The sequence below is a fragment of the Bradyrhizobium sp. IAR9 genome, assembly GCF_013408065.1.
In the GTDB taxonomy this organism is placed as follows: Bacteria; Pseudomonadota; Alphaproteobacteria; order Rhizobiales; family Xanthobacteraceae; genus Bradyrhizobium.
The window spans coordinates 237801-263459 of sequence record NZ_JACBZW010000003.1 but is presented as its reverse complement, the minus strand read 5'-3'; the positions used below and the strand labels follow the sequence as shown (position 1 = coordinate 263459).

Sequence of the window (25659 nt, the reverse complement as noted above, 5' to 3'; positions counted from 1 at the left end):
GAACGCCGGGACCCATACCGCGGAATCTATCCAGGGAGCTTGGTCGCGGTACCGGGCGCTCAATCTTCGTCAAACTGCTCCCTGGGGTTATGGGTCCCGGCGTTCGCCGGGACGACACCGATATTGTGGAGCGCTGCTGCGATCCCATTGGCATGATCGCACCCACCCACCACTAACCACCCATTCACCATGACGCCGCGCATGTCATTCGAACGGACGTTCCGTACTGCGTGAATCTACGGGGCCGCTGGCCGACCGGATAACGCCGCGTTCACCATCTGCCGAAAACCAGCATCGTGGCCGGCCATCGCATTCGGCCTCGCAACACCCCTTATACTTTTACTCCCTACTCATCGACGCGGGGGAACACGCCAGGTGCGGTTCGAGTGCCCCGCGTATGAGTAAAAGCGTATGAATACCGCACGCATTGTCGTTCTCGTCATCGCGCTGGGCGCCGGCGGCGTCGCGGCGTATCTGGCGAGCGGCTTCGACAACAAGCCCGCAACCGTTCTGCCCGCCGCCGAGAAGCTGCCGACCGTCGAGGTCCTCGTCGCAAAGTCCGACATCGGGCTCGGCCAGGCCGTGAAGCCCGAGGACCTGCAATGGCAGGCCTGGCCGGCAGCGACCGCGAGCAGCGCCTTCATCCGCCGCGACAGCAGGCCCGAGGCGCAAACCCAGATCGCCGGCTCGATCGCCCGCGTCCCCCTGATGCAGGGCGAGCCGATCCGCGAGCAGAAGCTGGTCAAGGCCGACGGCTCCGGCTTCATGGCCGCGATCCTGCCCGCCGGGATGCGCGCCGTTTCCACCGAGATTTCAGCCGAGACCGCCGCTGGCGGCTTCATCCTTCCAAATGACCGCGTCGACATCGTCCTGACCCGCCGTCTGAAGAACCCCGACGGCGCCAACAATAACGGTCCGACCGGCGGCAACGATCTCGTCCTGTCCGAGGTCATCCTGACCAATATCCGCGTGCTCGCGATCGACCAGGCGCCGAAGGAGAAGGACGGCCAGAACGCCGTCGTCGGCAAGACCGTCACGCTCGAGCTCCGGCCCGATCAGGTCGCAGTGCTCGCAGCCGCGCGCCAGGGCGGCACGCTCCAACTCGCGCTGCGGAGCATCGTCGATGCCAACGCAGTCGACGGCACGCCTGAGGACCAGGGGATCAAGCGTGCGGGCGGCGTGAACGTGATCCGTTACGGGGTGCAGGCACGGCAATTGACGTCACAGAAGTGATGATGGGGATAGCATGAACTACGGGGATGATCGGACGGGCGTGCGCCTTCGGGGGAAGCGCACGCGCTCGTTCTGGACGGGGACGATGCTGATGCTGGGGCTGCTCGCAGCCCCCGACCTGGTCAGCGCGACGGATGCGCCGGTCGGCGACCAGGCGCCGATGCAGGCACCGGATTTCGGCGTGTCGTCGGTCGCGACCATCGCACCGGCGAAGACGCGTTTTCTCTCGCTTGGCGTCGGCAAGTCCGTCGTCATCGACCTGCCGCGCGAGGTCAAGGACGTGCTGGTGGCCGATCCCAAGATCGCCAATGCAGTGATCCGCTCGGCCCAGCGCGCCTATATCATCGGCGGTCAGGTCGGCCAGACCAACGTCGTGTTCTTCACCGCCGACGGCCAGCAGGTCGCCTCCTATGACATCGCAGTGAAGCGCGACCTCAACGGCATGCGCGCGGCCCTGCGCCAGTCGCTGCCGGGCGTCCAGATCGAAGGCGTCGGCGACAGCGTGATGCTGACCGGATCGGTGTCGAGCCCGGTCGAGGCCCAGCAGGCCGGCGAGGTCGCCGCAAAGCTGGTCGGCGGCTCGGACAAGGTCGTCAACAGCATCGTCGTGCGCGGCCGCGACCAGGTGATGCTCAAGGTCGTCGTCGGCGAAGTGCGCCGCGACATCGTCAAGCAGCTCGGCGTCGATCTCAGCGCCAGCCTGAACGCCGGCACCGCGGTGGTGAATTTCAACAATTCCAACCCGTTCTCGGTCTCGGGCGGACCGATCGTCGGCAGCAACGGGCTCGGCGTTGCCGGCCTCGCCAAGGGCGTCGCCACCGTCAGCGCCACCATGCGCGCGATGGAAAGCGCCGGCGTCATGCGCACGCTCGCCGAACCGAGCCTGACCGCGATCTCAGGCGAATCCGCCACCTTCATTGCCGGCGGCGAATTCCCGATTCCGGCAGGCTATTCCTGCGATCCGGTCACCCACGTCTGCACCACCCAGGTCACCTACAAGAAGTTTGGTATCTCCCTGAACTTCACCCCGGTCGTGCTCAGCGAAGGCCGCATCAGCCTGCGCGTGATGACCGAGGTCTCGGAGCTGTCGAATACGAATTCGATCACGTTGACGCAGGCGGTGTCCTCGACCTCGAGCAACTCGATCACCATCCCCTCGATCCAGACCCGGCGCGCCGAGACGACGCTGGAGATTCCCTCCGGCGGCTCTATGGCGATGGCCGGCCTGATCCAGCAACAGACCAAGCAGGCGATCAACGGCCTGCCCGGCGTCGACCAGGTGCCGATCATCGGCGCGCTGTTCCGCAGCCAGGACTTCGTCAACAACGAGACCGAGCTGATGGTGATCGTGACGCCCTATGTGGTGCGCGCGGTTGCTCAGAAGGAATTGGCGCGGCCCGACGACGGCTTCGCCCCGGCCTCCGACGCGCAGACCGCGCTGCTCGGCCGCATGAACCGCCTCTATGGCATCGCGCGTCGCGTCGATCCGATCGCCGGCGCGCCCGGCGATTTCGGCTTCATCATCGACTGAGACGAACGGTCGGCTGGGGAACGGGGCGGGATTTGGGGCAAGAGGGGATGAAGCGATGACGAAGACGACAGCCGATCGACGTCGCAATCTGGGCGTCGCGCTGGCACTGACGGGACTCTCCGTCATGCTGGGCGCCTGCAACACCACCGGCGAGATCGTCACCCAGACGGTGCCGACCGACTATCGCCAGCGCCACCCGATCGCGGTGCAGGAAGGCAAGAAGTCTATCGTGATCTTCGTCGGCAAGGCGAGGGGTGGCCTGTCGGCCGCGCAGCATTCGGACGTCGCGGGCATCGCCCGGGACTGGGTGCGAGAAGGCACCGGCTCCGTCGTCGTCGACGTTCCCGTCGACAGCGCGAATTCGCGCGCGGCGGCTGCAACCTATCGGGAAATCCGTTCCGTGCTCGCATCCGGCGGCGTACCGTCGCGTGCCATCGTTCAGCATCCCTATCGCCCTGAAGATCCCGGGCTGCTGCCCACCATCCGCCTGAGCTATTCGAAGATCGCCGCGGTCGCCGGCCCTTGCGGGCTGTGGCCGGAAGACCTCGGTCCCAACATCCTCGATCCCGGCTACAACGAGAACCGGCCCTACTTCAATCTGGGCTGCGCCAGCCAGCGTAATCTCGCCGCGATGATCGACAATCCGGCCGACCTCGAGCAGCCGCGATCCGAGACGCCGGCCTATACCGCGCGGCGCGACATCGCCTTTGATCGCTATCGCAAGGGCACTGCGATCTCGACTCCCAATTCCGAGGCCGACAAGGCCAAGCTCAGCGACACAGGCAAATGACGGGCATTCACGACGAAGAAGCGGACGATCCGCAGCACCCCGAGGAACACATTGCGCCGGTTCCCCGCATCTCGGTGCAGGCTTTTTGCGAGACCGATAAGACGCTCGCCGCGGTGACCGCGGCAGGGCAGGACCGCCGGCTCGCCAAGGCGCACCTCACCGCCAAGGACGGTGGCCTTGCCGCGGCGATCGAAGTCTATGAATCGATGCCGACGCCGAACGTGATCGTGATCGAATCCGACGGTACGCGCGACATCCTCGAGGGACTGGACGACCTCGCCGGCGTCTGCGACCCCGGCACCCGCGTGGTCGTGATCGGCAATCCCAACGACACCGCGCCCTATCGCGAGCTGGTGCGTCGCGGCGTCAACGACTATGTGGTGGGACCGGTTGAAACCCTCGATGTCGTCCGCTCGATCTGCAGCCTGTTCTCGGCCTCCGAGGCCATCATCACCGGCCGGGTCATCGCGGTGGTCGGCGCCAAGGGCGGCGTCGGCGCCTCCACGGTCGCGCACAATGTGGCTTGGACCATCGCGCGTGACCTCGCGCTCGATTCCGTCGTGATCGACCTCGACCTCGCCTTTGGCACCGCGGGCCTCGACTACAACCAGGACCCCGTGCAGGGCATCGCCAACGCGGTGCTGTCGCAGGACCGGCCGGACACGGCGCTGATGGAGCGCCTGCTCTCCAAATGCACCGAGCGCCTCAGCCTGCTCGCGGCGCCTGCCACCCTCGACCGCGTCTATGATTTCGGCGCCGAAGCTTTCGACGCCGTGTTCGACACGCTGCGCATGACCACCCCCTGCATCGTGCTCGACGTTCCCCACCAATGGTCCGGCTGGACGCGGCGCGCACTGGTGAACGCCGACGACATCGTCATCGTGGCCGAGCCCGATCTCGCCAATTTGCGCAACACCAAGAACATGCTGAGCGTGCTGAAGGCGGCGCGGCCGAACGACCGGCCGCCGTTGTACTGCCTCAACCAGGTCGGCATGCACAAGCGCGCGGAGATCGAGGTCAAGGCGTTCGCCAAGACGATGGAAAGCCAGCCGATCGCGGTGATCCCGTTCGATTCGAAACTGTTCTCCACCGCAGCCAATAACGGCCAGATGATCGCGGAGGTCTCCAAGAGCCACCGCACCACCGAGCTGTTCCAGAACATGGCGAACCGCCTCGCCGGGCGCGGCGAGGTGAAGAAGCCGAAGCGCTCGCTGCTCGGACCGCTGCTGAAGAAGCTGAAGGGCAAGTCAAGCCGCAACTCGGCGCCGCATCGCAAGGCGTCGTAAGCGTACACCAGGAGGGGCGGATTACTTGTCCGCCCGCTGCTGCTTCTTGGCCAGCAGCTGCCGCAGCGCCGCGACCTTGGCCGCGGCCTGGTCCGGCGGCAAATCGGCCTTCACGAGGATTTCGGCCTCGGCCTCGCGGCCCTGCAATCCCAGCACGAGCGCGAGATTGGCGCGGACCCGCGCATCGTTCTGATTGCGCTGATAAGCGCGGCCGAGCACCTGTTCGGCCTTCGGCAAATTGTTTTGCAGCATATAGGACAGGCCGAGATTGGACAGCACGGTCGGCTCGTCCGGCACGATCTTCAACGCCGCGGCATAATATTGCTGCGCCTCCTCGTTGCGGCCAAGCTGATCGAGCGCGGCACCCTGCGCCGACAGGATGCGCCAGTCCGGATCCTCGGGCGTATGCGCGCGGCTGAGGACGTCGAAGGCCTGCTGGAAATTGCCGCTGTCGGCGAGCGCGCGGCCATAGCCGGCGAGCAGCGCCTTGTTGCTGGGATGGGCGAGCACCGCCTGCTCCATGACCGCAACCGCCTGCGCGCGCTGGCCGGACTCGCGCAGCGCCTTGCCGTAGGCGAGCGCAACGTTGGGATCACTGGGCTTGGCGCGATAGCGCTCGCGCAACGCATCCATTTCCGGCTTGGCATCGGCCTTGACGGCCGTTTCCGATCTGACACCGAGCGCGCCGGTCACATCCTCGATGCCGGCGGTCTGGCAGCCACCCAAGGCGAGCACCAGAAGTGCGGGAAGCAGCAATCTCGCCGGGGGAGAGGCGAGGGACGAACGCTTGGACATACTCTGATCACTCGGCAACTGATCAGAGATGCTTACCGATTAACGCTAAAGTCCCGTTAAGGACGCGGCTTGGGAGATCTCAAAGCATGATCCGGAAAAGTGCGCAGCGGTTTTCCGAAAAGATCATGCTTGAACAACAACCTAAAGCGCGATGCGATTCATCCTCATCGCGTCGCGCTTTAGTCGGTGAACTCGGCACCGAATTCGCAGCCGATGCGCCAGCGCAGGCGGCACTGGCGGGAATAATCGGGTGCGAAGATGATGGTGAATTGCGGCGGCACTTCCAGGAATTCCGCCACCACTTTCACGCCGCCATCCGAAATATCGGTGATCGTGCAGTCCCGCGGCAGCGAGCCCGCGCCAAAATGGATCTTGGCGAGCCGGCTGCATACCCGACGTTCGCTTCTCCGGCGATTTGCAAGCATTTGAATTGTTCACCCGTTAGACCACGGCCCATCCCGCAGCCTTAGGAGTAGCGGACATTCGTTGGAATGTGCTGAGGACAGAAGCTGGCATTCGAGGCTTAGTGTCGGCGTGGTGTTTACGTTTGGTTAGGGCTTGCTCCCCGTCCCAGATCGTTCCCGTATTGTTCTTGCGGAAACGGCCCGCCTCTGCTACCCCTAATTGTGCGAGAGGGGCAGGCTGGTTTGAGCATGGTTCAGCGGGTTTCCACCGTCGCCTTTGAGGGGATCGAGGCCCGTGCGGTCGACGTGCAGGTGCAGGTCGCGCCGGGCCTGCCGGCCTTCGCGATCGTCGGCCTGCCGGACAAGGCGGTGTCGGAGGCGCGCGAGCGGGTGCGCTCGGCGCTGATCGCCTCCGGCCTGGCGCTGCCGGCGCGGCGGATCATCGTCAATCTGGCGCCGGCCGACCTGCCGAAGGAAGGCAGTCATTACGACCTGCCGATCGCACTCGGCCTGATGGCGGCGATCGGCGCGATCCCGCCGGATGCGCTGACCGGCTTCACCGTGCTCGGCGAGCTCGGCCTCGACGGCTCGATCGCGCCCGTGGCCGGCGTTCTTCCCGCCGCGTTCGGCGCCAATATGCGCGAGGAAGGGCTGATCTGCCCGGTCTCGTGCGGCTCCGAAGCGGCGTGGGCGAGCCCGGACATCCAGATCATCGCGGCAAGCTCGTTGATCCAGATCGCCAACCACTTCAAGGGCACGCAGGTGCTGTCGCGGCCATCACCGAAGGTGCATGAGCCCGCCGCCTCGACGCTCGACCTGCGCGACATCAAGGGTCAGGAAAGCGCCAAGCGCGCGCTGGAGATCGCCGCCGCCGGTGGGCATCATCTGCTCATGATCGGCGCGCCCGGCGCCGGCAAGTCGATGCTGGCGGCGCGCCTGCCCTCGATCCTGCCGCCGCTGTCACCGAGCGAACTGCTCGAGGTCTCGATGATCGCCTCCGTCGCCGGCGAGATCGAGGGCGGCGCGCTGACCGCGCGGCGGCCGTTCCGCTCGCCGCATCATTCCGCCAGCATGGCCGCGCTCACCGGCGGCGGCATGCGTGCAAAACCCGGCGAGATCTCGCTGGCGCATCAGGGCGTGCTGTTCCTCGACGAATTGCCGGAGTTCGATCCGCGCGTGCTGGATTCACTGCGGCAGCCGCTGGAGAACGGCGAAGTCGCGGTGTCGCGCGCCAATCACCGCGTCACCTACCCTGCCCGCTTCATGCTGGTCGCGGCGATGAATCCGTGCCGCTGCGGCAACGCGTTCGAGCCGGGCTATGCCTGCAAGCGCGGCCGCGTCGACCGCTGCACCGGCGACTATCAGGCGCGCATCTCCGGCCCGCTGATGGACCGCATCGACCTGCGCATCGAAGTGCCGGCCGTGACCGCGGCGGATCTGATCCTGCCACCGCCGGCGGAAGGCTCCGCCGAGGTCGCCGCCCGCGTGGCCGCGGCGCGCGACATTCAGCTCGCGCGTTATGCCGATGCCGGCCTGCCCAAGGTTCGGACCAATGCCGAGGCCCCAGCCTCCGTGCTGGAGGAGATCGCAAAGCCGGACGCGCAGGGCCAGAAGCTGCTGCGCGACGCCGCCGAGACCATGCGGCTGTCCGCGCGCGGCTATCACCGCGTGCTGCGGGTGGCGCGCACGCTGGCCGACCTCGATCGCGCCGACAAGATCGGCCGGCTGCATCTCGCCGAAGCCTTGTCCTACCGCGCACTCGCGGAGGATGTGCGGCAGATGGCTTGATCATTCCGCGCATCAACCCGGCGGTAACGAGTTTCCTTTACGCTCTGCAAACCATAAGGCCCAATGAGTTCCCCGGGCCCGGACGAGTAGAGTGTCATGTTGCGTTTCAAGATCCTGGCCTCGGTTGTTCCCTTGTTGGCGGCTGCGGTGTTCGCCCGCGCGGAGATCGGTTCGGTCTCGAATCCCTGCATCGCCCTCGGCGAAACCTCGGTCGAGCTCACCTCCCTGTTCTGGACGGCCGCCGTCCATGTCGCCTTCACCGAAGATCCCGCCCGGGCCACGGTGCGGGTTCAGATCACCGATGATGCCGATACGGCGGACTTCGCCGTGGTCGACGACGGTCTCGGTTCCGAGCCGGATTCCTGTCAGGCCAATCCCTCGACGCGCCTCGTCTCGATTGCCGCTCAGCCCGTCGATGGCGGCCAGGTGATCTATCTCTCCACCGAAGGGCCGGCGGATTACCGCATCTATGTGCGCTCGAAGTCGTTCTCGCAGCGCGAGGCCGCGGCGCTGATCGTCGGCGCCCATGGTGGCCATCGCCCGCTCCCGCTCCAGGCCGCCTCGCTCTGAAGCGTTAACACCTCGTTAGTCCTGTTTGGAGGCAGCGCCAAAGCCTCAAGCTGTTCGCAAGGTCGGCGCGACATCGTCGCAGACGGCGGGTGGCGGGATTCGAAAAAGAGTCGGGGTCGGTGCGATGAGTCGGACGTTCCGGATCAAGGTGCGCATGCGCCGTTTCAGGCGACAGCATCCCCGCATCGCCTTCGCGATCCGCTCTTTCATGATCTTCTCGGCGACCTTTGGCGGCGCCTATGGTTTCGTGTCCGGCAGCCGGTCCGAAAGCTCCGGCTACGATCCCCACACCTTTGCGATCGGCGCGAGCTTCCTGTTCGCGCTCGCCTGCCTCGGCCTTGCGACGCTGAGCATGCGCCTGCGTTTCGTGAACAAGCGGCTGCGCACCCTCGCCGCCCACAACGAGGCGCTGATCGACCGCAATTGGGAGCTGAAGGAAGCGGAAGAACGCGCCCGCAGCCTGTTCGAGCAACAGGGCGACCTCATCGTGCTGCGCGCTACCGATGGCCGCATCACCTTTGCCAACGAAGCCTATTGCGCGCTCGCAGGACAGGCGCGCAGCGCGCTGGTCGGCACGCGTTTCGATTTCGACGTGCTGGAGCAGGGCGACAGCGCCCGCGAAAGCAGCGGCACACGCATCCACGACCAGAAGATCGCAACCCCGCTCGGCGCGCGCTGGATCGCCTGGCGCGAAGGCTATGTCCGCCTCGATGCCGGACAGCCCGCCGAATTGCAGAGCGTGGGGCGCGACGTCACCGACCGCACCGAGACCGAACGCGCTCTGTCCGACGCGCGCGACCAGGCCGACGCTGCCAACCGCGCGAAATCGCGCTTCCTCGCGATGGCTTCGCACGAGATCCGCACGCCGCTAAACGGCATCATCGGCATGGGCGGCCTCCTGCTCGACACCAATCTGACTCCGGAGCAGGGGACGTACGCCAAAGCGGTGAAAACCTCAGGCGAAGCCTTGATGGCGCTGATCGAGGAACTGCTCGACTATTCCAAGATCGAGGCCGGCAAGCTTGATCTGGAGCAGCGTCCCTTCGCGCTCTCGACCCTGGTCGAGGAGATCACCGAGCTGCTCGCGCCCCGCGCGCAGGCCAAGACGCTGGAGATCGCCGCCTATGTCGACGAGCGCCTGCCGCTGGAGGTGGTCGGCGATGCGGCGCGGCTGCGCCAGGTGCTGCTCAATCTCGCTGGCAACGCCATCAAGTTCACCGGGAGCGGTGGCGTCGCGCTGATCGTCGAGCCCGGTATCTGGCCGAACGAGATCAGCTTCCTGGTCCGCGACTCCGGTATCGGCATTGCGCCGGAGGCGCAGCAGCGCATCTTCCGCGAATTCGAGCAGGCCGACGAGCGCGTCGCCCGCACCTATGGCGGCACCGGGCTTGGCCTTGCCATCAGCGAACGCATCGTCAAGCGCATGGGCGGCCGGATCACGCTCGCAAGCGAGCCGGGCAAAGGCTCGACCTTCGAGATCGCGGTGCCGCTTCCGCCCTCGCAAGCCAGCGCCGGACAGACGGCCTTTCCGAGCCCCGACCTCACCGGCAAGTCGATGCTCCTCGTCGCCGACGGCATCGAGGCCTCGCTGATCGCGCGGCGCCTCGAGCGCTGGGGTGGCCAGACCTGCATGGTTGCGGATGCCGCGGTTGCCGAAGCGCTGCTGCCGGAACGCTCATGGCACGCGGTGCTGATCGATCGTGCGATCGGCCCTGCCGCGGCCGACCAGCTGGGCGAACTGGCCCGCGCGCATGCGCTGCAGCGCCTCGTGCTGCTGACCTCCAGCTCGCGTCACGAAAAGCTGTCGCCGGCCTTCACCGGTTTTCTGGTGAAGCCGCTGCGGGCGGCCTCGCTCGCCGCGCGCCTTGCGATGACGCCGGAGGTGGCCTCGCCCGATCTGGCGCCGGAACCACCGGCGGAAGCTGCCGGCGCGACACCGGCCAAAGCAGCGACCAAAGGCCTGTCGATCCTCGTCGCCGAGGACAACGAGATCAACGCGCTGTTGATGCGCTCACTGCTGACGAAGCTCGGCCATCGCGTCGTCATCGCCGTGCACGGCGAGGCCGCGCTGGAGTCCTGGCTCGCCGCTTCATCGGCCGGCACGCCCTATGATCTCGTGCTGATGGACATCCAGATGCCGCAGCTCGACGGCATCGAGGCGACGAAGCGCATCCGCGCGCATGAGGCCGCGACCGGCGGCCACCACACGCCGATCCTCGCGCTCACCGCCAATACGCTGGTGGAGGACCGTTATGCCTGCTTCGAGGCGGGCATGAACGGATTCCTGATCAAGCCGCTCGATCGCGACAAGCTGGACGAAGCGCTGGCAGGGCTGGCGGCGTCACGGCGGCTGGCTGTCTGATCCGAAAACCTCACGGGAACTTCGTCCCGTCAGCAATCGATAATTGAAATCGACCGCGTTGCGCGCCACCATCCTCCGGGGGCCTTTGCAGGAGGGTTTCGCGCATGACCGTGCTTTGCCGCCTCGTATTCATTGTTCTTCTCGCTGGATTTTCCCGACACGCCGCGGCCGATACGCCGGAGCTCATCGCCTCGCTCAAGCAAGGCGGCTACGTGCTGATCTTTCGGCACACCGCCACCGACGACAGTCAAAAGGACGTCTACCCCTTCAAGTTCGACGACATGAGCGCCCAGCGTCAGCTCAGCGAAAAGGGCAGGGACATGGCGCGCCAGATCGGGGCAGCGATCAAGGACCTCGAGATTCCGATCGGCGATGTCTACACCAGCCGACTCAACCGTGCGATCGAGGCCGGCAAGCTGATCTCCGGCCGCGAGGTCAAGCCGGTCGACGCGTTGACGGACAGCAGCAACGCCAGCGCATCGGGAATGGCAAACCCGACCGGCGCCAATGCAAAGGCCGGACAGGCGGTGCGCCAGCTCGTCGACACGCCGCCGAAAGCTGGTACCAACAATTTCCTGGTCACCCACAAGACGAACATCGCCGATGCCTTCGGCAAGGAGGCCGGTGACGTCGGGGAAGGCGAGGCCTTCGTTTACAAGGCCGGCAGCTCCGGCCCCGCCACCTTTGCCGGACGCATCAAGCCTGCAGATTGGAGCGCCAAAGCCGGCAAGTGAAGCGCCCGCATTCGACCCTGTTCGCTGGTGTGATGGAGGGGCCGGATTTCCCCGGGCTCCCGACGAGCCGGCTCACCTGGAGGGTGTCCGGCCGATGACTCGGCAATTGAGATTTGCCGGGACATTGCCGACACGCCGCGGGCAGATTGACGTTGTCCGACTTGCTCCCGCACGATCGTCTTGTGATACCCACGTCTTGCGAGTTCCGACTGAAAGGCTGGCGAACACGTGAGAACATCGGAAGACCGCTCATTTCTCGTATTACTTGCTGCAATCACGGTCGGGTTTGGCTGGGTGCTTTGGCCTTTCTCCGGAGCATTGCTGTGGGCCACGCTGCTGGCCATCATCTTCGCCCCGCTTTATCGACGCTTCCTGGAAATCCTCCCGGGAAAGCGCAACCTTGTCGCATTCTCCACCGTCGTCGTCGTGGTGGTGATCGTCTTGATCCCTGTCGCGATCGTCATCGCCTCGCTCATCGACCAGGGAGGGGAGCTGTATCAGCGGGTTCAGTCGGGGGAGATCAGCTTTGCTCATCCGCTTCAGCAGCTGAAATCCGCGCTGCCCGACTGGGCTGCCCCCATGGCGGATCGCCTCGCCAGCATCGATTTTTCGGCCCTGAAGGAACGCCTGTCGGGTCTGCTCGTCCCGGCCGGCCAACAGCTGGCCGGGCACGCGTTCAACATCGGCCAGTTGACCGTCGAATTCGTCGCAAGCTTGCTCGTGATGTTGTACCTGCTGTTCTTTCTGCTGCGCGACGGTGACGAGCTGAACGCGCGCATCCGCGACGCCCTGCCGCTGCGTGCGAGCCACAGCGCCGAGATTCTGACTGCGTTCACCCTGGCGGTACGCGGGACGATCAAGGGAATCATCCTCGTTGCCCTGATTCAGGGCGCGCTTGGCGGCGTTATCTTCTGGCTGCTCGGACTGACCGCACCGCTCCTGGCGGGTGCGCTGATGGCGCTGCTCTCGCTTCTGCCCGTGCTCGGCTCCGCGCTGGTATGGTTTCCGGCCGGGCTCTATCTGCTCGTGGCAGGCTCAGTCACGAAGGGAATCATCCTGCTCGCTTTCGGCATCTTCGTGATTGGCCTTGCGGACAACTTTCTTCGCCCCATCCTGGTCGGGCAGTCGATCCGGATGCCAAGCTACATTGTGTTGCTCGCCACCCTGGGCGGCCTTGCGGCTTTCGGTGCAAACGGCTTCGTCATCGGCCCGCTCGTCGCGGCCATGTTCCTGACGGCCTGGCAGGTCTACGTCCGCTCGAAAGAGCAACAGGCAGCCCGGAAATGACCTGCTACGCGGCGTAAGCGATGAAGCGCGGCGCGGAGAGCTTGTCCGGCGGCCCCGGAGTGCCCTGGAAGACGGTGTCCGTCTTTGCCGCCCGCTTGCAATGCGGGCATACGAAGAGATGCGCGATCACCGGAACCGGCTCGTCCGCGAGCAGTTCCGAGCGGAACCACCTCATCTCGACATGGCAATCCGGACAGGTCGGTGCTTCGAGTTGTTCCGCAGCACTTCTGAGACGATCAACCATCGAGACCTCGCGTTTTCCAAGGTCTTAGCCCAATACCTCTCGTCGGTCTGCAACAAAAGACACCGCTGCACGAACGCGCAGGATCCGCCGACCGCCGCGATTACAGACGCCTGAGCGCCACGCTCTCCACGGTGTGGTCGGCGCCCTTCTTCAGGATCAGCGTCGCGCGAGGGCGGGTCGGCAGGATATTGTCCTCGAGATTGGCGAGATTGGTGCGCTCCCAGATCGCGATCGCGGTGGCAGTGGCTTCCTCGTCCGACAACAGCGCGTAGCGGTTGAAGTAGGACTTTGGATTGGTAAATGCGGTGTCGCGCAGCGCCAGGAAGCGCTTGATGTACCATTGCCGCAGCGCGGCTTCGTCGGCGTCGATATAGACCGAGAAATCGAAGAAGTCGGAGACCACGGGCACCGCCTTGCCGTCGCGCGGCAGCTTGCCGGTCTGCAGCACGTTGACGCCCTCGACGATCAGGATGTCGGGCTGGTCGATCTCGGCCCACTGGTTCGGCACGATGTCGTAGGTCAGATGCGAGTAGACCGGCGCACGCACATGGCGGCGTCCGGACTTGATGTCGGACAGGAAGCTGAGCAGCAGCGGCAGGTCGTAGCTTTCCGGAAAGCCCTTCTTCTGCATGATGCCCTGCCGGTCGAGCACAGCGTTCGGATAGAGGAATCCGTCGGTGGTGATGAGTTCGACCTTCGGGCGCGGCGACCAGCGCGCCAGCAGGGCCTGGAGCACGCGGGCCGTGGTTGATTTTCCGACCGCGACCGAGCCGGCGACGCCGATGATGTAGGGCACCTTGCGGTCGCGGATGTTGAGGAACTGGCGCTCCGCATAATACAGGCGCTGCATCGCATCGACATAGATCGAGAGCAGGCGTGACAACGGAAGATAAATATCCTCGACTTCCTTGAGATCGAGGCGATCGTGCAGCGAGCGCAGCCGGTCGAACTCGCCCGGCTCCAGCGTCATCGGCGTATCGTCGCGCAGACGCGCCCACTCCTCGCGCGAATAGATGCGGTACGGATTATACTGCTGCTCGGGTGCGCGGATATCCATAACGCGACCTTTCCGTTGCGGCTTATACTAGCCCTTACGCGACGCTTTCTCTTCCAACCCTGACATATTCGTACGCTTGTCGAGCGCCGCTTCCACCTCTTCCAGCTTTACGCCGCGGGCCTTGAGCAAGACAAGGAAGTGATAGAGCAGGTCTGCGCTCTCGGCGATCAGATGCGCGCGATCGTTTTCGACTGCTGCGATTACGGTTTCGACTGCTTCCTCACCGAACTTCTTGGCGCAATGCTCGGCGCCCTTGTCGAGGAGCTTGCGGGTATAGGACGCTTCGCCGCCCGCCGCCGCGCGGGCGTCGATGGTCTCGGCCAGATCGTGGATCGTGAAACGCGGCATCGGAATTACTCGGAAACACGCTTGGCAACACACTTGGCCACGGAGGCCATTCCCCGCTACCTCATGTAGCACTTTTATGAACGGGAGTCGTCATGCATCGAGGCGCATGGCCAGTCCGCGCCGGGCCATGTGCTCCTTGGCTTCGCGGATGGTGAATTCCCCGAAATGGAAGATCGAGGCGGCCAGCACGGCCGTGGCGTGGCCGTCGCGGATACCGTCAACGAGATGGTCGAGATTGCCGACGCCGCCCGAGGCGATCACGGGGACGGCAACGCTGTCGGCGATCGCCCGGGTCAGCGGGATGTCGAATCCCTGCCTCGTGCCGTCGCGGTCCATCGACGTCAGCAGAATTTCACCGGCACCGAGCGAGACCACTTCCTGGGCATATTCGATCGCGTCGATGCCGGTCGAGTTGCGCCCGCCATGGGTGAAGATCTCCCAGCGGTCCCCGCCGGGGCGCTTGACGCGCTTGGCATCGATCGCAACCACCACGCACTGCTCGCCGAATTTTTCCGCCGCTTCCTTGACGAACTCGCGCCGGGATACAGCGGCGCTGTTGATCGAGACCTTGTCCGCACCGGCGCGCAGCAGCGTCTTGATGTCGTTGACCTCACGCACGCCGCCGCCGACGGTCACGGGCATGAAGCAGGCTTCCGCCGTGCGCCGGACCACGTCCAGCATGATGCCGCGATTCTCATGGGTCGCGGTGATGTCGAGGAAAGTGAGCTCGTCAGCGCCGGCGGCGTCATAGGCGATGGCGGCTTCGACGGGGTCGCCGGCATCTCTGAGATCGACGAAGTTGACGCCCTTGACGACGCGGCCGTCCTTGACGTCGAGGCAGGGGATCACGCGCACCTTGAACATGTGTCAGCTCCTGCGCGCGTCGCGGATCAAGGTGAGGGCCGCAGCTGGATCGAGCCGGCCGTCATAGAGCGCCCGGCCGGCAATCGCGCCGGCGAGCTTCCTGGCGCGCGGCGTCAGCATGGCTTTCACATCTTCGATCGAGGCGAGGCCGCCGGAGGCGATCACGGGAATCGAGATGGCGTCGGCCAGCGCAATGGTCGCATCGAGGTTCAGGCCCTTGAGCAGGCCGTCACGCGCGATGTCGGTGAAGATGATGGCGGCAACGCCGGCATCCTCGAAGCGCTTTGCGATCTCCAGCACGGTCACTTGCGAGGTTTCGGCCCAGCCTTCGACCGCGACCTTGCCGTCGCGGGCGTCGAGCCCGACCGCAACACGGCCGGGGAATTTCTTCGCGGCAGCCTTCACCAGCTCCGGATCGCGCACCGCGGCGGTGCCGATGATGACGCGGGTGATGCCCTTGTCGAGCCAGGCTTCGACGGTGGCGAGATCGCGAATGCCGCCGCCAAGCTGCACCGGAATCTTGATCGTCTTCAGCATCGCCTCGACGGCCTCGGCATTCACCGGCTTGCCAGCGAAGGCACCGTCGAGGTCGACGACGTGGAGATACTCAAAGCCCTGCTCGGCAAAGCTCTGCGCCTGCGCGGCAGGATTGAGGTTGAACACCGTCGCACGCGCCATGTCGCCTTGCTCGAGGCGCACGCATTGGCCGTTCTTGAGATCGATCGCGGGAAAGAGAATCATGATTGAGCCAGAATTTTTCCGCGCACAGGGTGCGCTCCCTCCCCCCTTGTGGGGGAGGGTTGGGGAGAGGGGTAAGCCACGGGCACCGCCGTTGCCGCTACCCCCCTCCCGAATGCTGCGCATTCGACCTCCCCCACAAGGGGGGAGGTAACAAGAGCGGTAGGCATCACGGTTTCCATCGCAAAAAGTTCGAGATCAGAGCGAGGCCAAAGCGCTGGCTCTTCTCGGGGTGGAATTGGGTGCCAATGGCGGTGTCCTTGCCGACGATCGCGGTGACAGGCCCGCCATAATCGGCGCGCGCGAGCACGTCCGCCTCGTTGGCCGCATTGAGGTGGTAGGAGTGCACGAAATAAGCGTGCTGGCCCTTGGGGCCGAGCGGCAGCTTGTTCAGCACCGGATGTTCCTGCAGCACGTCGAGCGTGTTCCAGCCCATGTGCGGGATCTTCAGGCTCTCGTCGCGCGGCGTGATCTTCTCGACGTCGCCGCCGATCCAGTTCAGACCTTCGGTCGTGACATGCTCCTTGCCGCGGGTCGCCATCAGCTGCATCCCGACGCAGATGCCGAAGAACGGCCGCGCCTTGACGCGCACCGCTTCGGTGATCGCCTCGACCATGCCGTTGACGGCGTCGAGCCCGCGCCGGCAATCGGCAAAGGCGCCGACGCCCGGCAGCACCAGACGGTCGGCCTCATAGGCCTGATCGGGATCGCTGGTGACGAAGACCTTCTGCGGATTTTCGAGGCTGCGCGCGGCGCGCTCGAACGCTTTGGCGGCGGAATGCAGATTGCCGGAACCGTAATCGATGATGGCGACGCTCATCTTGACCCTCCCGGTTCTGGAAACAACCCGATGATGCCGCCGGCCGGAAGCGGCGGCGGATTCGAGAATTGCTGACCCGGCACGCTGCGGGTCGGCGGCGGGCCACCGCGATCGACCGCCCATTGATCGTTGACGATGCCGTGCTGCTTCTGGCTCCAGCGCTCGAAGAAGCGGCGCTCGGCGGTGTCCTCGTCATCGCCAACCACCACGTCGAGCTGCCGCCATTTGCCGCGCGACAGCGTCCAGCGACGCAGGCTCGAGGCCTCGAAGCCCATCAGCAGCGCGACGATGAGATCGGCGAAGAAGATCGAGCCGCGTCCGACGCCGAGGCTGGACAGTCCCGCATTGAACGCCGCGACGAAAACCACCCAGCCGATCAGCGCCAGCCACAGCCGATTCCACAGCAGCCAGAACGGACCGAGGATCATCGCCCAGAAATGGAATCCGTCGCGCACGAACACAAACTTGTCGGTCGCGCGCAGATCGGCTCCGGCAGGGGAGGGAGCATGAACTGTGTAGACAGGCATGGTAATGCCCCGTTCTTAAGGATTCAGTGATGCCGCAAGCGGCGCGTGCCGCTAGCCGAAAGAGGTCAGCCGCCGAGCGAGCCCTTGGTGGACGGGATTTCTCCCGCCGCTTTCGGATCGATCGCGACCGCGGTGCGCAGCGCCCGCGCCAGGCCCTTGAAGCAGGACTCGGCGATATGGTGGCTGTTATCGCCATATAGGGTCTCGACGTGGAGAGTCACGCCGGCGTTCATGGCGAAGGCCTGGAACCACTCGCGCACCAGCTCGGTGTCGAACTCGCCGATCTTGTCGCGGGGGAAGTCGGCCTTGAACACCAGGAACGGGCGGCCCGAGATGTCGATGACCACGCGCGACAGCGTCTCGTCCATCGGCATGTGCACGCCGGCATAGCGGGTGATGCCCGCCATGTTGCCGAGCGCCTGCTTGACCGCCTGGCCGAGCGCGATGCCGGTGTCTTCGGTGGTATGGTGGTAATCAATGTGCAAATCGCCCACCGCCTTGACCGTGAGGTCGATACGGGAATGGCGGGCGAGGAGATCGAGCATATGGTCGAAAAAGCCAATGCCGGTCGTGATGTTGGCCACGCCGGTGCCATCGAGGTTCACGGAGACCTCGATGTCGGTTTCCTTGGTCTTGCGCTTGATCGTCGCGGTGCGCATTGAAACTAGCTCTCATCCTGGCTCGGGGCCGAAAACGCCGGTCTTTTAACAGCCAAATGACGCCTTCGCTACCGCGGGATCGCCTTGGCAGGCCGGCACTTCCACCTATGGTGAGCGAAATTCGGCCCGGAACGGCCCGTTGTGCCCCCGCCCCCGACCGCCTAAATCAGGCCGAACAACGAGGATCATTCATGCAGGATTCCCAGAACAGCTCGCCAAGCTGGCACGGCACCACGATCTTGACCGTCCGCAAGGGCGGCAAGGTGGTGGTCGGCGGCGACGGCCAGGTCTCGATCGGCCAGACCGTGATCAAGTCCAACGCCAAGAAGGTCCGAAAACTGGGCAAGGGCGACGTGATCGGCGGCTTTGCCGGGGCCACCGCCGACGCCTTTACCCTGTTTGAGCGGCTGGAAGCCAAGCTCGAGCAATATCCGGGGCAGCTGACCCGGGCCGCGGTCGAGCTGGCCAAGGACTGGCGCACCGACCGTTATTTGCGGCGGCTGGAGGCCATGATGATCGTGGCCGACAAGGACGTCTCCCTGGTGCTGACAGGCACCGGCGACGTGCTCGAACCCGAGGCCGGCGTGATGGCGATCGGCTCCGGCGGCAATTACGCGCTGGCGGCGGCACGGGCCCTGCTCGACACCGACAAGGACGCCGAGACCATCGTCCGCCGCTCCCTCGACATCGCCGCCGACATCTGCGTCTACACCAACCGGAATTTGACGATCGAGAGCCTGGCAGCGGGATAGGCCATGGCGCCCGCCTACACCTTCCGCCCGATGACCGCGGCCGATCTACCGATGATCCGGCGCTGGCTGGACGCGCCGCACGTTGCCGAATGGTGGCATGATCCGGAGACGCTCGAGTTCGTCGGCGGCGACCTCGAGCATCCCGACTTGGCGCAGTTCATCGTCAGCCTTGACGGCCGGTCTTTCGCCTATCTGCAGTGCTACCAGATGAGCGATTGGCATGTCAGCTTCGGTCCGCAGCCCGTAGGGACCCGCGGCCTCGATCAGTTCATCGGCGAGGCCGACATGCTCGGATGCGGCCACGGCTCCGCTTTCATCCGCGCCTTCATCGACCAACTCTTTGCCGGCGGCGTGCCGCGCATCGTGATCGATCCCAGCCCCGCCAATCCGCGCGCAATTCGTGCCTATGAGAAGGCTGGATTCGTGCCGCAGCACGAGATCGTTACGCCCGATGGTCCCGCCCTCCTGATGATCCGAGAGCCATGACGCTTGCCGCAACCACCACCGTCAAGACGGCGTTTCCGCCGCTCGCCTGGGCCGGCATCGCGCTGCTGCTGCTGGCGCTGCAGGCCGCGATCCTGTTCGCGATGGGGCGGGTGCCGATCTGCACCTGCGGCTATGTCAAGCTGTGGCACGGCGTGGTGAACAGCTCGGAGAATTCCCAGCATATCGCCGACTGGTACAGCTTCTCGCATGTCCTCCACGGCTTCCTGTTCTACGGCCTGACCTGGCTGCTGTTTGCGCGATTGCCCCTGCTGTCTCTGTCCTGGCCGGCCCGCCTGATCATCGCCATGCTGATCGAAGGCGCCTGGGAGATCGTCGAGAACTCGCCCTTCATCATCGAACGCTACCGCGCCGGCACGATTTCGCTGGATTATTTCGGCGACAGCATCGTCAATTCGGTCTCCGACAATCTGGCCATGATGCTGGGGTTCCTCGCTGCACGCGCGCTGCCTGTCAGTGCGACGGTCCTGCTCGGGCTCGCCTTCGAGATCATGCTGGCGCTGCACATTCGCGACAATCTGACGCTCAATATCCTGATGCTGATCCATCCGATCGAAGCCGTGAAGCAATGGCAATCGGGTCCGCCCATCATCTGAGCTAAAAAGCGACTTGTCCTTAACCGCCTCCCGCCCTAGCTAGACAGACATGACAGACTTCTCTCCCCGCGAAATCGTTTCCGAACTCGACCGCTTCATCGTCGGCCAGGCCGACGCCAAGCGCGCCGTCTCGATCGCGCTGCGCAACCGCTGGCGCCGGCAGCAGCTCGAAGGCTCCTTGCGCGAGGAGGTGCTGCCGAAGAACATCCTGATGATCGGCCCCACCGGCGTCGGCAAGACGGAAATCGCGCGGCGGCTCGCCAAGCTGGCGAATGCGCCGTTCCTGAAGGTGGAAGCGACCAAATTCACCGAGGTCGGCTATGTCGGCCGCGACGTCGAGCAGATCGTGCGCGATCTCGTCGAGGTCGCGATCGCCCAGGTCCGCGAGAAGAAGCGCAAGGACGTGCACGCCCGCGCGCAGCTCGCCGCCGAGGAGCGCGTGCTCGACGCGCTGGTCGGCGCCAATGCCTCTTCCGCGACGCGTGAATCCTTCCGCAAGAAGCTGCGTGCCGGCGAGCTCAACGACAAGGAAATCGAGATCGAGACGCAAGGCGGCGGCAGCGGCATGCCGATGTTCGAGATCCCGGGCATGCCGGGCGCGCAGATGGGCGCGATCTCGATCGGCGACATCTTCGGCAAGCTGGGCGGCCGCAGCAAGACGCGGCGGCTGACGGTCGAGGGTTCGCACGAGATCCTCGTCAACGAGGAATCCGACAAGCTGCTGGACACCGATCAGCTGACGCTGGAGGCGATCAACGCGGTCGAGAACAACGGCATCGTGTTCCTCGACGAGATCGACAAGATCTGCGCGCGCGAGGGCCGTGCCGCCGGCGACGTCTCGCGCGAGGGCGTGCAGCGCGATCTGTTGCCCTTGATCGAGGGCACCACGGTCTCGACCAAGCACGGCGCGGTCAAGACCGACCACATCCTGTTCATCGCCTCCGGCGCCTTCCACGTCGCAAAGCCGTCGGACCTGCTGCCGGAATTGCAGGGCCGCCTGCCGATCCGCGTCGAATTGCAGGCGCTGACCCGCGACGACATGCGCCGCATCCTCACCGAGCCCGAGGCCTCGCTGATCAAGCAATATGTCGCCTTGATGCAGACCGAGGGCGTGACGCTCGACATCACCGACGGCGCCATCGACGCGCTCGCCGACGTCGCGGTCGCCGTCAACTCCACCGTCGAGAACATCGGCGCGCGGCGGCTGCAGACCGTGATGGAGCGGGTGCTGGACGAGATCTCCTTCACCGCCCCCGACCGCAGCGGCGAGACCGTCAAGGTCGATGCGGATTTCGTGCAGAAGCACGTGGGTGATCTCGCCAAGAACGCGGATTTGAGCCGGTTTATTTTGTAATTTTGGGCGGTCACGCTATCAATCGGTTGTCGTCCCTGCGAAAGCAGGGACCCATAACCACCAGCGGTCCTTGTTGAAACAGATAGTAGCTCCAGCCCTGCCTCAAACAGCGTCCTGTGGTTATGGGTCCCGGGTCGCGCTTCGCCTGCCCGGGACGACAGCGGTGGTCGATCGCGCCAGCTCAGGTGCGGCGTGATCGCTCAAATTCAGAAAAATCCCTGGCGCCTTCTGCTTGTGGTCAACGCCGCCATCCTCGTCGGCGTGTTCGTTCACAAGATCCAGCTGCCGCCTTACGTCCCCTACATCCATCTCGTGGTCGACTACCATTTCGGCTTCATCAAGCGCGCGCTGATCGGGGCCATCGTCGCGCTGTTCACGGACAAGGTGCCGGTCTGGTCGGTGTTCGCGATCGGCGGGGTGACCTGGCTGGTGACGCTGGCCCTCTACGCAAGGCTGTTTCAGAAGAGCTTTGGCTTCACCGCGAAGACGCTGCCGCTGTTCGTCTTCATCGCGGGCTCGCCGTTCTTCCTGAAGAACTTCATGCACACGCTCGGCCATTTCGACATCTATGGTTGCGCGCTGGCGATCGTCCTGCTGCTGATGCCGGCGGGATCGCTGCTGTTCGTGGCGACGGCTGCGCTGTTCTCGATCATTCTCGTGCTGATCCACCACATTCACCTGCTGATGTATGTGCCGACGATCGTCACCATCGTCGTGATCAGGCATTATCTCGCTTGCGGGCTCAATCGCGGCAACGTCGCCTTCGGCATCGTCGCCCTGCTCATCGTCGCGGTGCTGTTCTTTGCGGCGCAATTTTTGGGAACGATGCCGATTCCCGAAGCGGATTTCGTCGCGTATCTGAAAACGCGGATGGCTGACCCGTCGCGAACCGACCTGCTGCAATTCGCTTACATCTGGTACCAGCCGCTGGCGAAGGAGGTCTCGGATACCTGGGGGCGCCTGCCGCACAACATCCTCGGCGTGCCCGTGTTCGCGCTGCTGATCTGGCTGCACACGCCGCTGTGGCGCTATTTTGCCAGGCTGATCGCCGCGCTCGCAAGCGAGACGCACCGCCGCCTCGTGCTCGCGGCGTTGACCGGCGTCAGCCTCGCCTATCTCGTGATGTTCGCGATGGTGTTCGACTATTCGCGCTGGATCTCGAACTGGGCGGTCTGCATGTTCCTGATCCTGCATGCGGTGAAGATGCTGCCGGCCGCGCGTGAGGCGCCGCTGATTCCGGCAGAGGATCAGAAGACGAATATCTTCGGCCTGATCCTCACGCTGATCCCGCGCGTCGGAATCATCCGGCCGTTTTAAAATCTCGCACGCCTGATCCGCACATACAGCGCGCCCTCGCCGCCATGGCCGATATGCGCGGTCTCGAAGCCGACGACGAAGGCGCGGAATTCCGGCAGGCTCAGCCATTCCGGCACCAGGCGGCGCAGAACGCCGCTTTCGCCGCCGCTGCGGCCCTTGCCGGTGATGACGAGCACGAAGGTCATGCCGTCGTGATGAGCGCGGTGCAGGAAGCCGGTCAGGGCGCGATGCGCGCGGCTCTGGGTCATGCCGTGCAGATCGAGCCGCGCCTCGATCTCGCTGCGGCCGCGCGACAGTTTTGTACGCTCGCGCTTGCCGAGCGGCGCCAGAGGCGGGACGGCCGGTTTTGCGGCGCGCGGCGCCGGTGCAGCAGCGACCGGCCGTGGCGATGACGCAGGCCGCGTGACCGGGGCTGCGGGCAAAGGCTCTGTGCGCGGAGCGGCATGCGCCTTCGCCGCGCGGTGCTTCCTCAGCGGCTTGACCTGCTTGGCAACGACCTCCCACAGCGCGCGCTCCTCCTCGCTCAGCGCGCGGCGGCGCGGCGAGGGGCGAGGCTCCAGCACGGGCGGACGGGACGATCGCTTCATTGCTGCCGATGGGGACGTTTCTTCGCCGGCCGCTGCGGTTCGGAAGCGGGCTCGATCACGGGACGCGGCGTGGGCAGCGGGACTGGACCCGCGATAGCGACCGTGTCGGTCTTGGCTTCCACAGGACCGGCGGCAGCAGCGGGCTTGGCCGTCACCTTCCCAGGATCGGTCTGCGGAAACAGCCTTGCGATCTTCTCCGAGGGGCGCGGATCGGGCACCGGCAGCCGCACAGCCCGCGCCGAGGGATCGAGGCCCTTCGGCACCAGCATCACGAAATGCATGGGATGGCGCAGCCGGCCGGAGACGCGGCCGGCCTCTTGGCCCGCGCCGAAAAACAGATCGGCGCGCGCGGGTCCGATGATGGCCGAGCCGGTGTCCTGCGCGATCATCAGCCGATGGAACGGTGTCTTGGAGCGCTCGGAATCGATCGGCAGCTCGCCCTCGATGAAGAACGGTGTGCCGTAGACATGCAGCGCCTTGTCGACCGCGATCGAGCGTCCCGCCGTCAGCGGAATGCCTTGTGCGCCCACGGCCTCGTCCTTGTCGGAGAGATTGACCTCGCGGAAGAAGATGTAGGCGCGGTTCGCGCGCCGCAGCTCCTTGGCGCCATCAGGGTTTTGCGTCATCCACTCCCTGATCTTCTGCATCGACATCTCTTCCTTCGGAATGATGCCGCGCTCGATCAGGATGCGCCCGACGGCGGTGTAGGGATAACCGTTATAAGCGTCGTAATTGAGCCGAACCGAGCTGCCGTCGTCGAACTTGATCCGTGCCGAACCCTGGATCTGCGCGAACAGCAGATCGGTCGGATCCTTCAGCCAGGCGATCTCGAGCCCGCGGCCGGCGATCTTGCCGTCCTCGATCTCGCCGCGGTCGTAATAGGGCACCAGCTTGCGGCGGCCGATCTTGCGATAGACCGGGCCCTTGTTGGGCAGGCTCACCGAATCCTGCTTGTAGCCGCGCACGAACAGATTCGAGGGACGGCGATAGACCGGAACGTTGTAGACGTCGGTCTGCGTGCGCGATCCCTCCAGCACCGGCTCGTAATAGCCGGTGACGAAACCATCGGGCTCGCCGAGGCGCGAGATCCGCAGCGGTGCGAAGTTCTCCTCGAAGAAGGTCTTTGCCTTGGCGTCGTCGGTGAGCTCAAGCGATTTCGCCGCGCGGCAAGGTTCGTTCAGCGAGCCTGCCAGCGCCTTCGGTTCAGCCGCGCCGGTTTGTGCATTGATCGTCTTGCAACTGGCGCGGAACGTCTTGTACGCCGCGAGATGATTGTCATCGCTCCAGCCCTTCACGTCCGCCCAAGCCAGCGGCAGATATTGCGCGCCCGGAATTTCGAACGGCAGCGGGAGCTGCGGATAGGGCAAGGCCCGCGGCGGAGCGGCAGGCAACGCTGGAGCATGATGGTGATGGCTGCGATAGTGGCGCCGCGCCGCCTCGGCGCCGAGCGAAAACGACGACAGCACGACGACACCTGCGCAAAGCGCCGTCGCGCCGGTCTTCAGATAGACCTTAATTCGCGCTTCCGGTGCCAACCAGCTTCCAGTTCGGATCGCGAGAGGTGACGTCGCGGGCGAAAGTCCAGATGTCGGTGATGTCGGCGACCGTGTCGGCGCTGCCGTCGACGATGTTGCCGGCCTTGTCCCGGGTGGCCGAGATCATCTGCGAGACGAAGCGGATCGTGAGCTGGGCGGTACGGTCGCGCAGCTCGGCGCCGACGAGCTCCGCCTTGTCGATCGAGACGAAGCGGGTCTCGGTCTTCTGCTCGTTCTTCTCGCGTTCCTTGATCGCGGCCTCGAAGCTGTCATAGACGTCCGACGACAACAGGTCGCGCAGCGCGCGGCGGTCGCCATTAGCAAAGGCCAGCACGATCATCTCGTAGGCGCCGCGGGCGCCCGAGATGAAATGCCGCGGGTCGAAGGTGGAATCCTTTTCGACGATGGCATCGAGGCCCTGCGCCAGCGCGGTGCCCGGCTCGGTCAGGCCCTTCCAGCGATCGGAGGGCGGGGTCGGCTCGGCCGTCGGCGCCAGCGGGGCCTGGTCGATCACCTTGCCCGGCATGGTCACGACGTTGTTGTCCTGGGTGCCCCCGAGCGCATTGCGCGCGGCAGTCCGATCGAACGGCGGCCGCTCGTTGCCGGTCCGCTGCCCGAGCACGCTGCGCAGCCGCAGAAAGATGAAGACCGCTAGCGCCAGGAAGATGATGGTGTAGATGTCCACGTCGGATTCGCTTTCTGGTCTTTGCTCTGGGTCTTTGCTTTGGGGTCGTCGCCGGGAAAATCAATCCGGCCAGTAGACCGTTCCATACGGGAACGGCAAGTCTACATCACCATTTTAGGTCCGCGTCAGGTCCGTGGGATGTAGGCACGAAATCTTGCCCGGCCAATGGCGCCTTTTGGCACAGCACCGAGTGTAGCGCGTTTTATGCTTAAGGGGAAACCCGATCCTGCCCGGAAATCGCGCATCTTCAATCATTTAAGGCGCAGATTTGCGGAAAAGGCAGGATGAACGC

The 25659-nt window shown here is 65.0% G+C and carries 27 protein-coding genes; 14 read left to right on the top strand and 13 right to left on the bottom strand.

Annotated features, from left to right (window positions below):
- Positions 1-411 precede the first annotated feature (411 nt).
- The 4 genes from cpaB to GGD67_RS10260 are packed head-to-tail and all read left to right on the top strand — an operon-like array spanning position 412 to position 4840.
- Entirely contained in the window at positions 412-1233 is an 822-nt protein-coding gene (gene cpaB / locus GGD67_RS10275; protein ID WP_018323511.1) for a Flp pilus assembly protein CpaB, read from the top strand.
- A 13-nt stretch (positions 1234-1246) separates the two neighbouring features.
- The gene (locus GGD67_RS10270; RefSeq protein ID WP_018323512.1) at positions 1247-2764 is read left to right on the top strand and encodes a type II and III secretion system protein family protein; all 1518 of its coding nucleotides are present in this window, start codon (positions 1247-1249) and stop codon (positions 2762-2764) included.
- A gap of 55 nt (positions 2765-2819) precedes the next feature.
- Positions 2820-3554, top strand: coding sequence for a CpaD family pilus assembly protein (locus GGD67_RS10265; protein WP_179732502.1), 735 nt, complete (start codon positions 2820-2822; stop codon positions 3552-3554).
- Entirely contained in the window at positions 3551-4840 is a 1290-nt protein-coding gene (locus tag GGD67_RS10260) for a CpaE family protein (protein WP_092251357.1), read from the top strand. Before GGD67_RS10265 ends, GGD67_RS10260 begins: the two co-directional genes overlap by 4 nt.
- A gap of 21 nt (positions 4841-4861) precedes the next feature.
- On the opposite strand, the gene GGD67_RS10255 is transcribed toward GGD67_RS10260, so the two are convergent.
- Together GGD67_RS10255 and GGD67_RS10250 are read right to left on the bottom strand one after the other, a co-directional pair.
- Positions 4862-5635, bottom strand: coding sequence for a tetratricopeptide repeat protein (locus tag GGD67_RS10255; RefSeq protein WP_179732501.1), 774 nt, complete (start codon positions 5633-5635; stop codon positions 4862-4864).
- Between the two features lie 179 nt (positions 5636-5814).
- The gene (locus tag GGD67_RS10250; RefSeq protein ID WP_011083489.1) at positions 5815-6060 is read right to left on the bottom strand and encodes a PilZ domain-containing protein; all 246 of its coding nucleotides are present in this window, start codon (positions 6058-6060) and stop codon (positions 5815-5817) included.
- Between the two features lie 228 nt (positions 6061-6288).
- Between GGD67_RS10250 and GGD67_RS10245 the strand changes: the two genes are divergently transcribed.
- The 5 genes from GGD67_RS10245 (at position 6289) to GGD67_RS10225 (ending at position 12780) form a co-directional block, all read left to right on the top strand.
- On the top strand, positions 6289-7827 hold the full coding sequence (locus tag GGD67_RS10245) for a YifB family Mg chelatase-like AAA ATPase (RefSeq protein WP_018323516.1): 1539 nt from the start codon (positions 6289-6291) through the stop codon (positions 7825-7827).
- 96 nt (positions 7828-7923) lie between these two features.
- Positions 7924-8397: a hypothetical protein gene (locus GGD67_RS10240; protein WP_179732499.1), complete on the top strand. Its 474-nt coding sequence runs from the start codon at positions 7924-7926 to the stop codon at positions 8395-8397.
- 124 nt (positions 8398-8521) lie between these two features.
- The gene (locus GGD67_RS10235; RefSeq protein ID WP_179732497.1) at positions 8522-10759 is read left to right on the top strand and encodes a PAS domain-containing hybrid sensor histidine kinase/response regulator; all 2238 of its coding nucleotides are present in this window, start codon (positions 8522-8524) and stop codon (positions 10757-10759) included.
- Between the two features lie 104 nt (positions 10760-10863).
- Positions 10864-11493 (top strand): histidine phosphatase family protein, encoded by a 630-nt coding sequence (locus GGD67_RS10230; RefSeq protein ID WP_179732495.1) that lies wholly within the window; start codon positions 10864-10866, stop codon positions 11491-11493.
- 228 nt (positions 11494-11721) lie between these two features.
- Complete coding sequence (locus tag GGD67_RS10225) at positions 11722-12780, top strand: AI-2E family transporter (protein WP_179732493.1); 1059 nt, start codon at positions 11722-11724, stop codon at positions 12778-12780.
- A gap of 4 nt (positions 12781-12784) precedes the next feature.
- On the opposite strand, the gene GGD67_RS10220 is transcribed toward GGD67_RS10225, so the two are convergent.
- The 8 genes from GGD67_RS10220 to hisB form a co-directional block, all read right to left on the bottom strand.
- Positions 12785-13024: a hypothetical protein gene (locus GGD67_RS10220; RefSeq protein WP_179732491.1), complete on the bottom strand. Its 240-nt coding sequence runs from the start codon at positions 13022-13024 to the stop codon at positions 12785-12787.
- Between the two features lie 100 nt (positions 13025-13124).
- Entirely contained in the window at positions 13125-14081 is a 957-nt protein-coding gene (gene coaA / locus GGD67_RS10215) for a type I pantothenate kinase (protein WP_018323521.1), read from the bottom strand.
- A gap of 27 nt (positions 14082-14108) precedes the next feature.
- Positions 14109-14429, bottom strand: coding sequence for a phosphoribosyl-ATP diphosphatase (locus GGD67_RS10210; RefSeq protein WP_018323522.1), 321 nt, complete (start codon positions 14427-14429; stop codon positions 14109-14111).
- Between the two features lie 90 nt (positions 14430-14519).
- Complete coding sequence (gene hisF / locus GGD67_RS10205; protein ID WP_018323523.1) at positions 14520-15293, bottom strand: imidazole glycerol phosphate synthase subunit HisF; 774 nt, start codon at positions 15291-15293, stop codon at positions 14520-14522.
- A 3-nt stretch (positions 15294-15296) separates the two neighbouring features.
- The gene (hisA, locus tag GGD67_RS10200; RefSeq protein WP_092251334.1) at positions 15297-16034 is read right to left on the bottom strand and encodes a 1-(5-phosphoribosyl)-5-[(5-phosphoribosylamino)methylideneamino]imidazole-4-carboxamide isomerase; all 738 of its coding nucleotides are present in this window, start codon (positions 16032-16034) and stop codon (positions 15297-15299) included.
- A 166-nt stretch (positions 16035-16200) separates the two neighbouring features.
- A complete protein-coding gene (gene hisH / locus GGD67_RS10195) occupies positions 16201-16851 on the bottom strand; it encodes an imidazole glycerol phosphate synthase subunit HisH (protein WP_179732489.1) in 651 nt (216 codons plus the stop codon).
- Positions 16848-17378 carry a DUF2628 domain-containing protein gene (locus GGD67_RS10190; RefSeq protein WP_018323526.1) on the bottom strand — a complete coding sequence of 177 codons (531 nt, stop codon included), beginning with the start codon at positions 17376-17378 and terminating at the stop codon, positions 16848-16850. Before GGD67_RS10190 ends, hisH begins: the two co-directional genes overlap by 4 nt.
- A gap of 65 nt (positions 17379-17443) precedes the next feature.
- A complete protein-coding gene (hisB, locus tag GGD67_RS10185) occupies positions 17444-18037 on the bottom strand; it encodes an imidazoleglycerol-phosphate dehydratase HisB (RefSeq protein ID WP_092251332.1) in 594 nt (197 codons plus the stop codon).
- A gap of 191 nt (positions 18038-18228) precedes the next feature.
- Between hisB and hslV the strand changes: the two genes are divergently transcribed.
- The 5 genes from hslV (at position 18229) to GGD67_RS10160 (ending at position 22560) form a co-directional block, all read left to right on the top strand.
- Entirely contained in the window at positions 18229-18789 is a 561-nt protein-coding gene (hslV, locus tag GGD67_RS10180; protein WP_179732487.1) for an ATP-dependent protease subunit HslV, read from the top strand.
- A 3-nt stretch (positions 18790-18792) separates the two neighbouring features.
- The gene (locus GGD67_RS10175; RefSeq protein WP_018323529.1) at positions 18793-19275 is read left to right on the top strand and encodes a GNAT family N-acetyltransferase; all 483 of its coding nucleotides are present in this window, start codon (positions 18793-18795) and stop codon (positions 19273-19275) included.
- On the top strand, positions 19272-19889 hold the full coding sequence (locus GGD67_RS10170) for a DUF2585 domain-containing protein (protein WP_018323530.1): 618 nt from the start codon (positions 19272-19274) through the stop codon (positions 19887-19889). Before GGD67_RS10175 ends, GGD67_RS10170 begins: the two co-directional genes overlap by 4 nt.
- Positions 19890-19938: 49 nt before the next feature.
- Complete coding sequence (gene hslU, locus GGD67_RS10165) at positions 19939-21243, top strand: ATP-dependent protease ATPase subunit HslU (RefSeq protein ID WP_092251328.1); 1305 nt, start codon at positions 19939-19941, stop codon at positions 21241-21243.
- Between the two features lie 192 nt (positions 21244-21435).
- The gene (locus GGD67_RS10160) at positions 21436-22560 is read left to right on the top strand and encodes a hypothetical protein (RefSeq protein WP_179732485.1); all 1125 of its coding nucleotides are present in this window, start codon (positions 21436-21438) and stop codon (positions 22558-22560) included.
- Here the strand turns inward: GGD67_RS10160 and GGD67_RS10155 are convergent.
- Genes GGD67_RS10155 through GGD67_RS10145 form a run of 3 tightly spaced genes read right to left on the bottom strand, consistent with a single transcriptional unit; the run spans position 22557 to position 25367 of the window.
- A complete protein-coding gene (locus GGD67_RS10155) occupies positions 22557-23147 on the bottom strand; it encodes a Smr/MutS family protein (RefSeq protein WP_179732484.1) in 591 nt (196 codons plus the stop codon). The two genes, GGD67_RS10160 and GGD67_RS10155, sit on opposite strands and share 4 nt — an antisense overlap.
- On the bottom strand, positions 23144-24682 hold the full coding sequence (locus GGD67_RS10150) for a murein transglycosylase A (RefSeq protein WP_179732482.1): 1539 nt from the start codon (positions 24680-24682) through the stop codon (positions 23144-23146). The genes GGD67_RS10155 and GGD67_RS10150 overlap by 4 nt, the downstream gene beginning before the upstream one ends.
- On the bottom strand, positions 24660-25367 hold the full coding sequence (locus GGD67_RS10145; RefSeq protein ID WP_092251324.1) for a Tim44/TimA family putative adaptor protein: 708 nt from the start codon (positions 25365-25367) through the stop codon (positions 24660-24662). The genes GGD67_RS10150 and GGD67_RS10145 overlap by 23 nt, the downstream gene beginning before the upstream one ends.
- Positions 25368-25659 lie beyond the last annotated feature (292 nt).

What these genes read in the sequence shown, in the direction of transcription:
- cpaB (WP_018323511.1), top strand. Translation starts at nt 412, where the DNA reads ATGAATACCGCACGCATTGTCGTTCTCGTCATCGCGCTGGGCGCCGGC.
- GGD67_RS10270 (WP_018323512.1), top strand. Translation starts at nt 1,247, where the DNA reads ATGAACTACGGGGATGATCGGACGGGCGTGCGCCTTCGGGGGAAGCGC.
- GGD67_RS10265 (WP_179732502.1), top strand. Translation starts at nt 2,820, where the DNA reads ATGACGAAGACGACAGCCGATCGACGTCGCAATCTGGGCGTCGCGCTG.
- GGD67_RS10260 (WP_092251357.1), top strand. Translation starts at nt 3,551, where the DNA reads ATGACGGGCATTCACGACGAAGAAGCGGACGATCCGCAGCACCCCGAG.
- GGD67_RS10255 (WP_179732501.1), bottom strand. Translation starts at nt 5,635, where the DNA reads ATGTCCAAGCGTTCGTCCCTCGCCTCTCCCCCGGCGAGATTGCTGCTT.
- GGD67_RS10250 (WP_011083489.1), bottom strand. Translation starts at nt 6,060, where the DNA reads ATGCTTGCAAATCGCCGGAGAAGCGAACGTCGGGTATGCAGCCGGCTC.
- GGD67_RS10245 (WP_018323516.1), top strand. Translation starts at nt 6,289, where the DNA reads ATGGTTCAGCGGGTTTCCACCGTCGCCTTTGAGGGGATCGAGGCCCGT.
- GGD67_RS10240 (WP_179732499.1), top strand. Translation starts at nt 7,924, where the DNA reads ATGTTGCGTTTCAAGATCCTGGCCTCGGTTGTTCCCTTGTTGGCGGCT.
- GGD67_RS10235 (WP_179732497.1), top strand. Translation starts at nt 8,522, where the DNA reads ATGAGTCGGACGTTCCGGATCAAGGTGCGCATGCGCCGTTTCAGGCGA.
- GGD67_RS10230 (WP_179732495.1), top strand. Translation starts at nt 10,864, where the DNA reads ATGACCGTGCTTTGCCGCCTCGTATTCATTGTTCTTCTCGCTGGATTT.
- GGD67_RS10220 (WP_179732491.1), bottom strand. Translation starts at nt 13,024, where the DNA reads ATGGTTGATCGTCTCAGAAGTGCTGCGGAACAACTCGAAGCACCGACC.
- coaA (WP_018323521.1), bottom strand. Translation starts at nt 14,081, where the DNA reads ATGGATATCCGCGCACCCGAGCAGCAGTATAATCCGTACCGCATCTAT.
- GGD67_RS10210 (WP_018323522.1), bottom strand. Translation starts at nt 14,429, where the DNA reads ATGCCGCGTTTCACGATCCACGATCTGGCCGAGACCATCGACGCCCGC.
- hisF (WP_018323523.1), bottom strand. Translation starts at nt 15,293, where the DNA reads ATGTTCAAGGTGCGCGTGATCCCCTGCCTCGACGTCAAGGACGGCCGC.
- hisA (WP_092251334.1), bottom strand. Translation starts at nt 16,034, where the DNA reads ATGATTCTCTTTCCCGCGATCGATCTCAAGAACGGCCAATGCGTGCGC.
- hisH (WP_179732489.1), bottom strand. Translation starts at nt 16,851, where the DNA reads ATGAGCGTCGCCATCATCGATTACGGTTCCGGCAATCTGCATTCCGCC.
- GGD67_RS10190 (WP_018323526.1), bottom strand. Translation starts at nt 17,378, where the DNA reads ATGCCTGTCTACACAGTTCATGCTCCCTCCCCTGCCGGAGCCGATCTG.
- hisB (WP_092251332.1), bottom strand. Translation starts at nt 18,037, where the DNA reads ATGCGCACCGCGACGATCAAGCGCAAGACCAAGGAAACCGACATCGAG.
- hslV (WP_179732487.1), top strand. Translation starts at nt 18,229, where the DNA reads ATGCAGGATTCCCAGAACAGCTCGCCAAGCTGGCACGGCACCACGATC.
- GGD67_RS10175 (WP_018323529.1), top strand. Translation starts at nt 18,793, where the DNA reads ATGGCGCCCGCCTACACCTTCCGCCCGATGACCGCGGCCGATCTACCG.
- GGD67_RS10170 (WP_018323530.1), top strand. Translation starts at nt 19,272, where the DNA reads ATGACGCTTGCCGCAACCACCACCGTCAAGACGGCGTTTCCGCCGCTC.
- hslU (WP_092251328.1), top strand. Translation starts at nt 19,939, where the DNA reads ATGACAGACTTCTCTCCCCGCGAAATCGTTTCCGAACTCGACCGCTTC.
- GGD67_RS10155 (WP_179732484.1), bottom strand. Translation starts at nt 23,147, where the DNA reads ATGAAGCGATCGTCCCGTCCGCCCGTGCTGGAGCCTCGCCCCTCGCCG.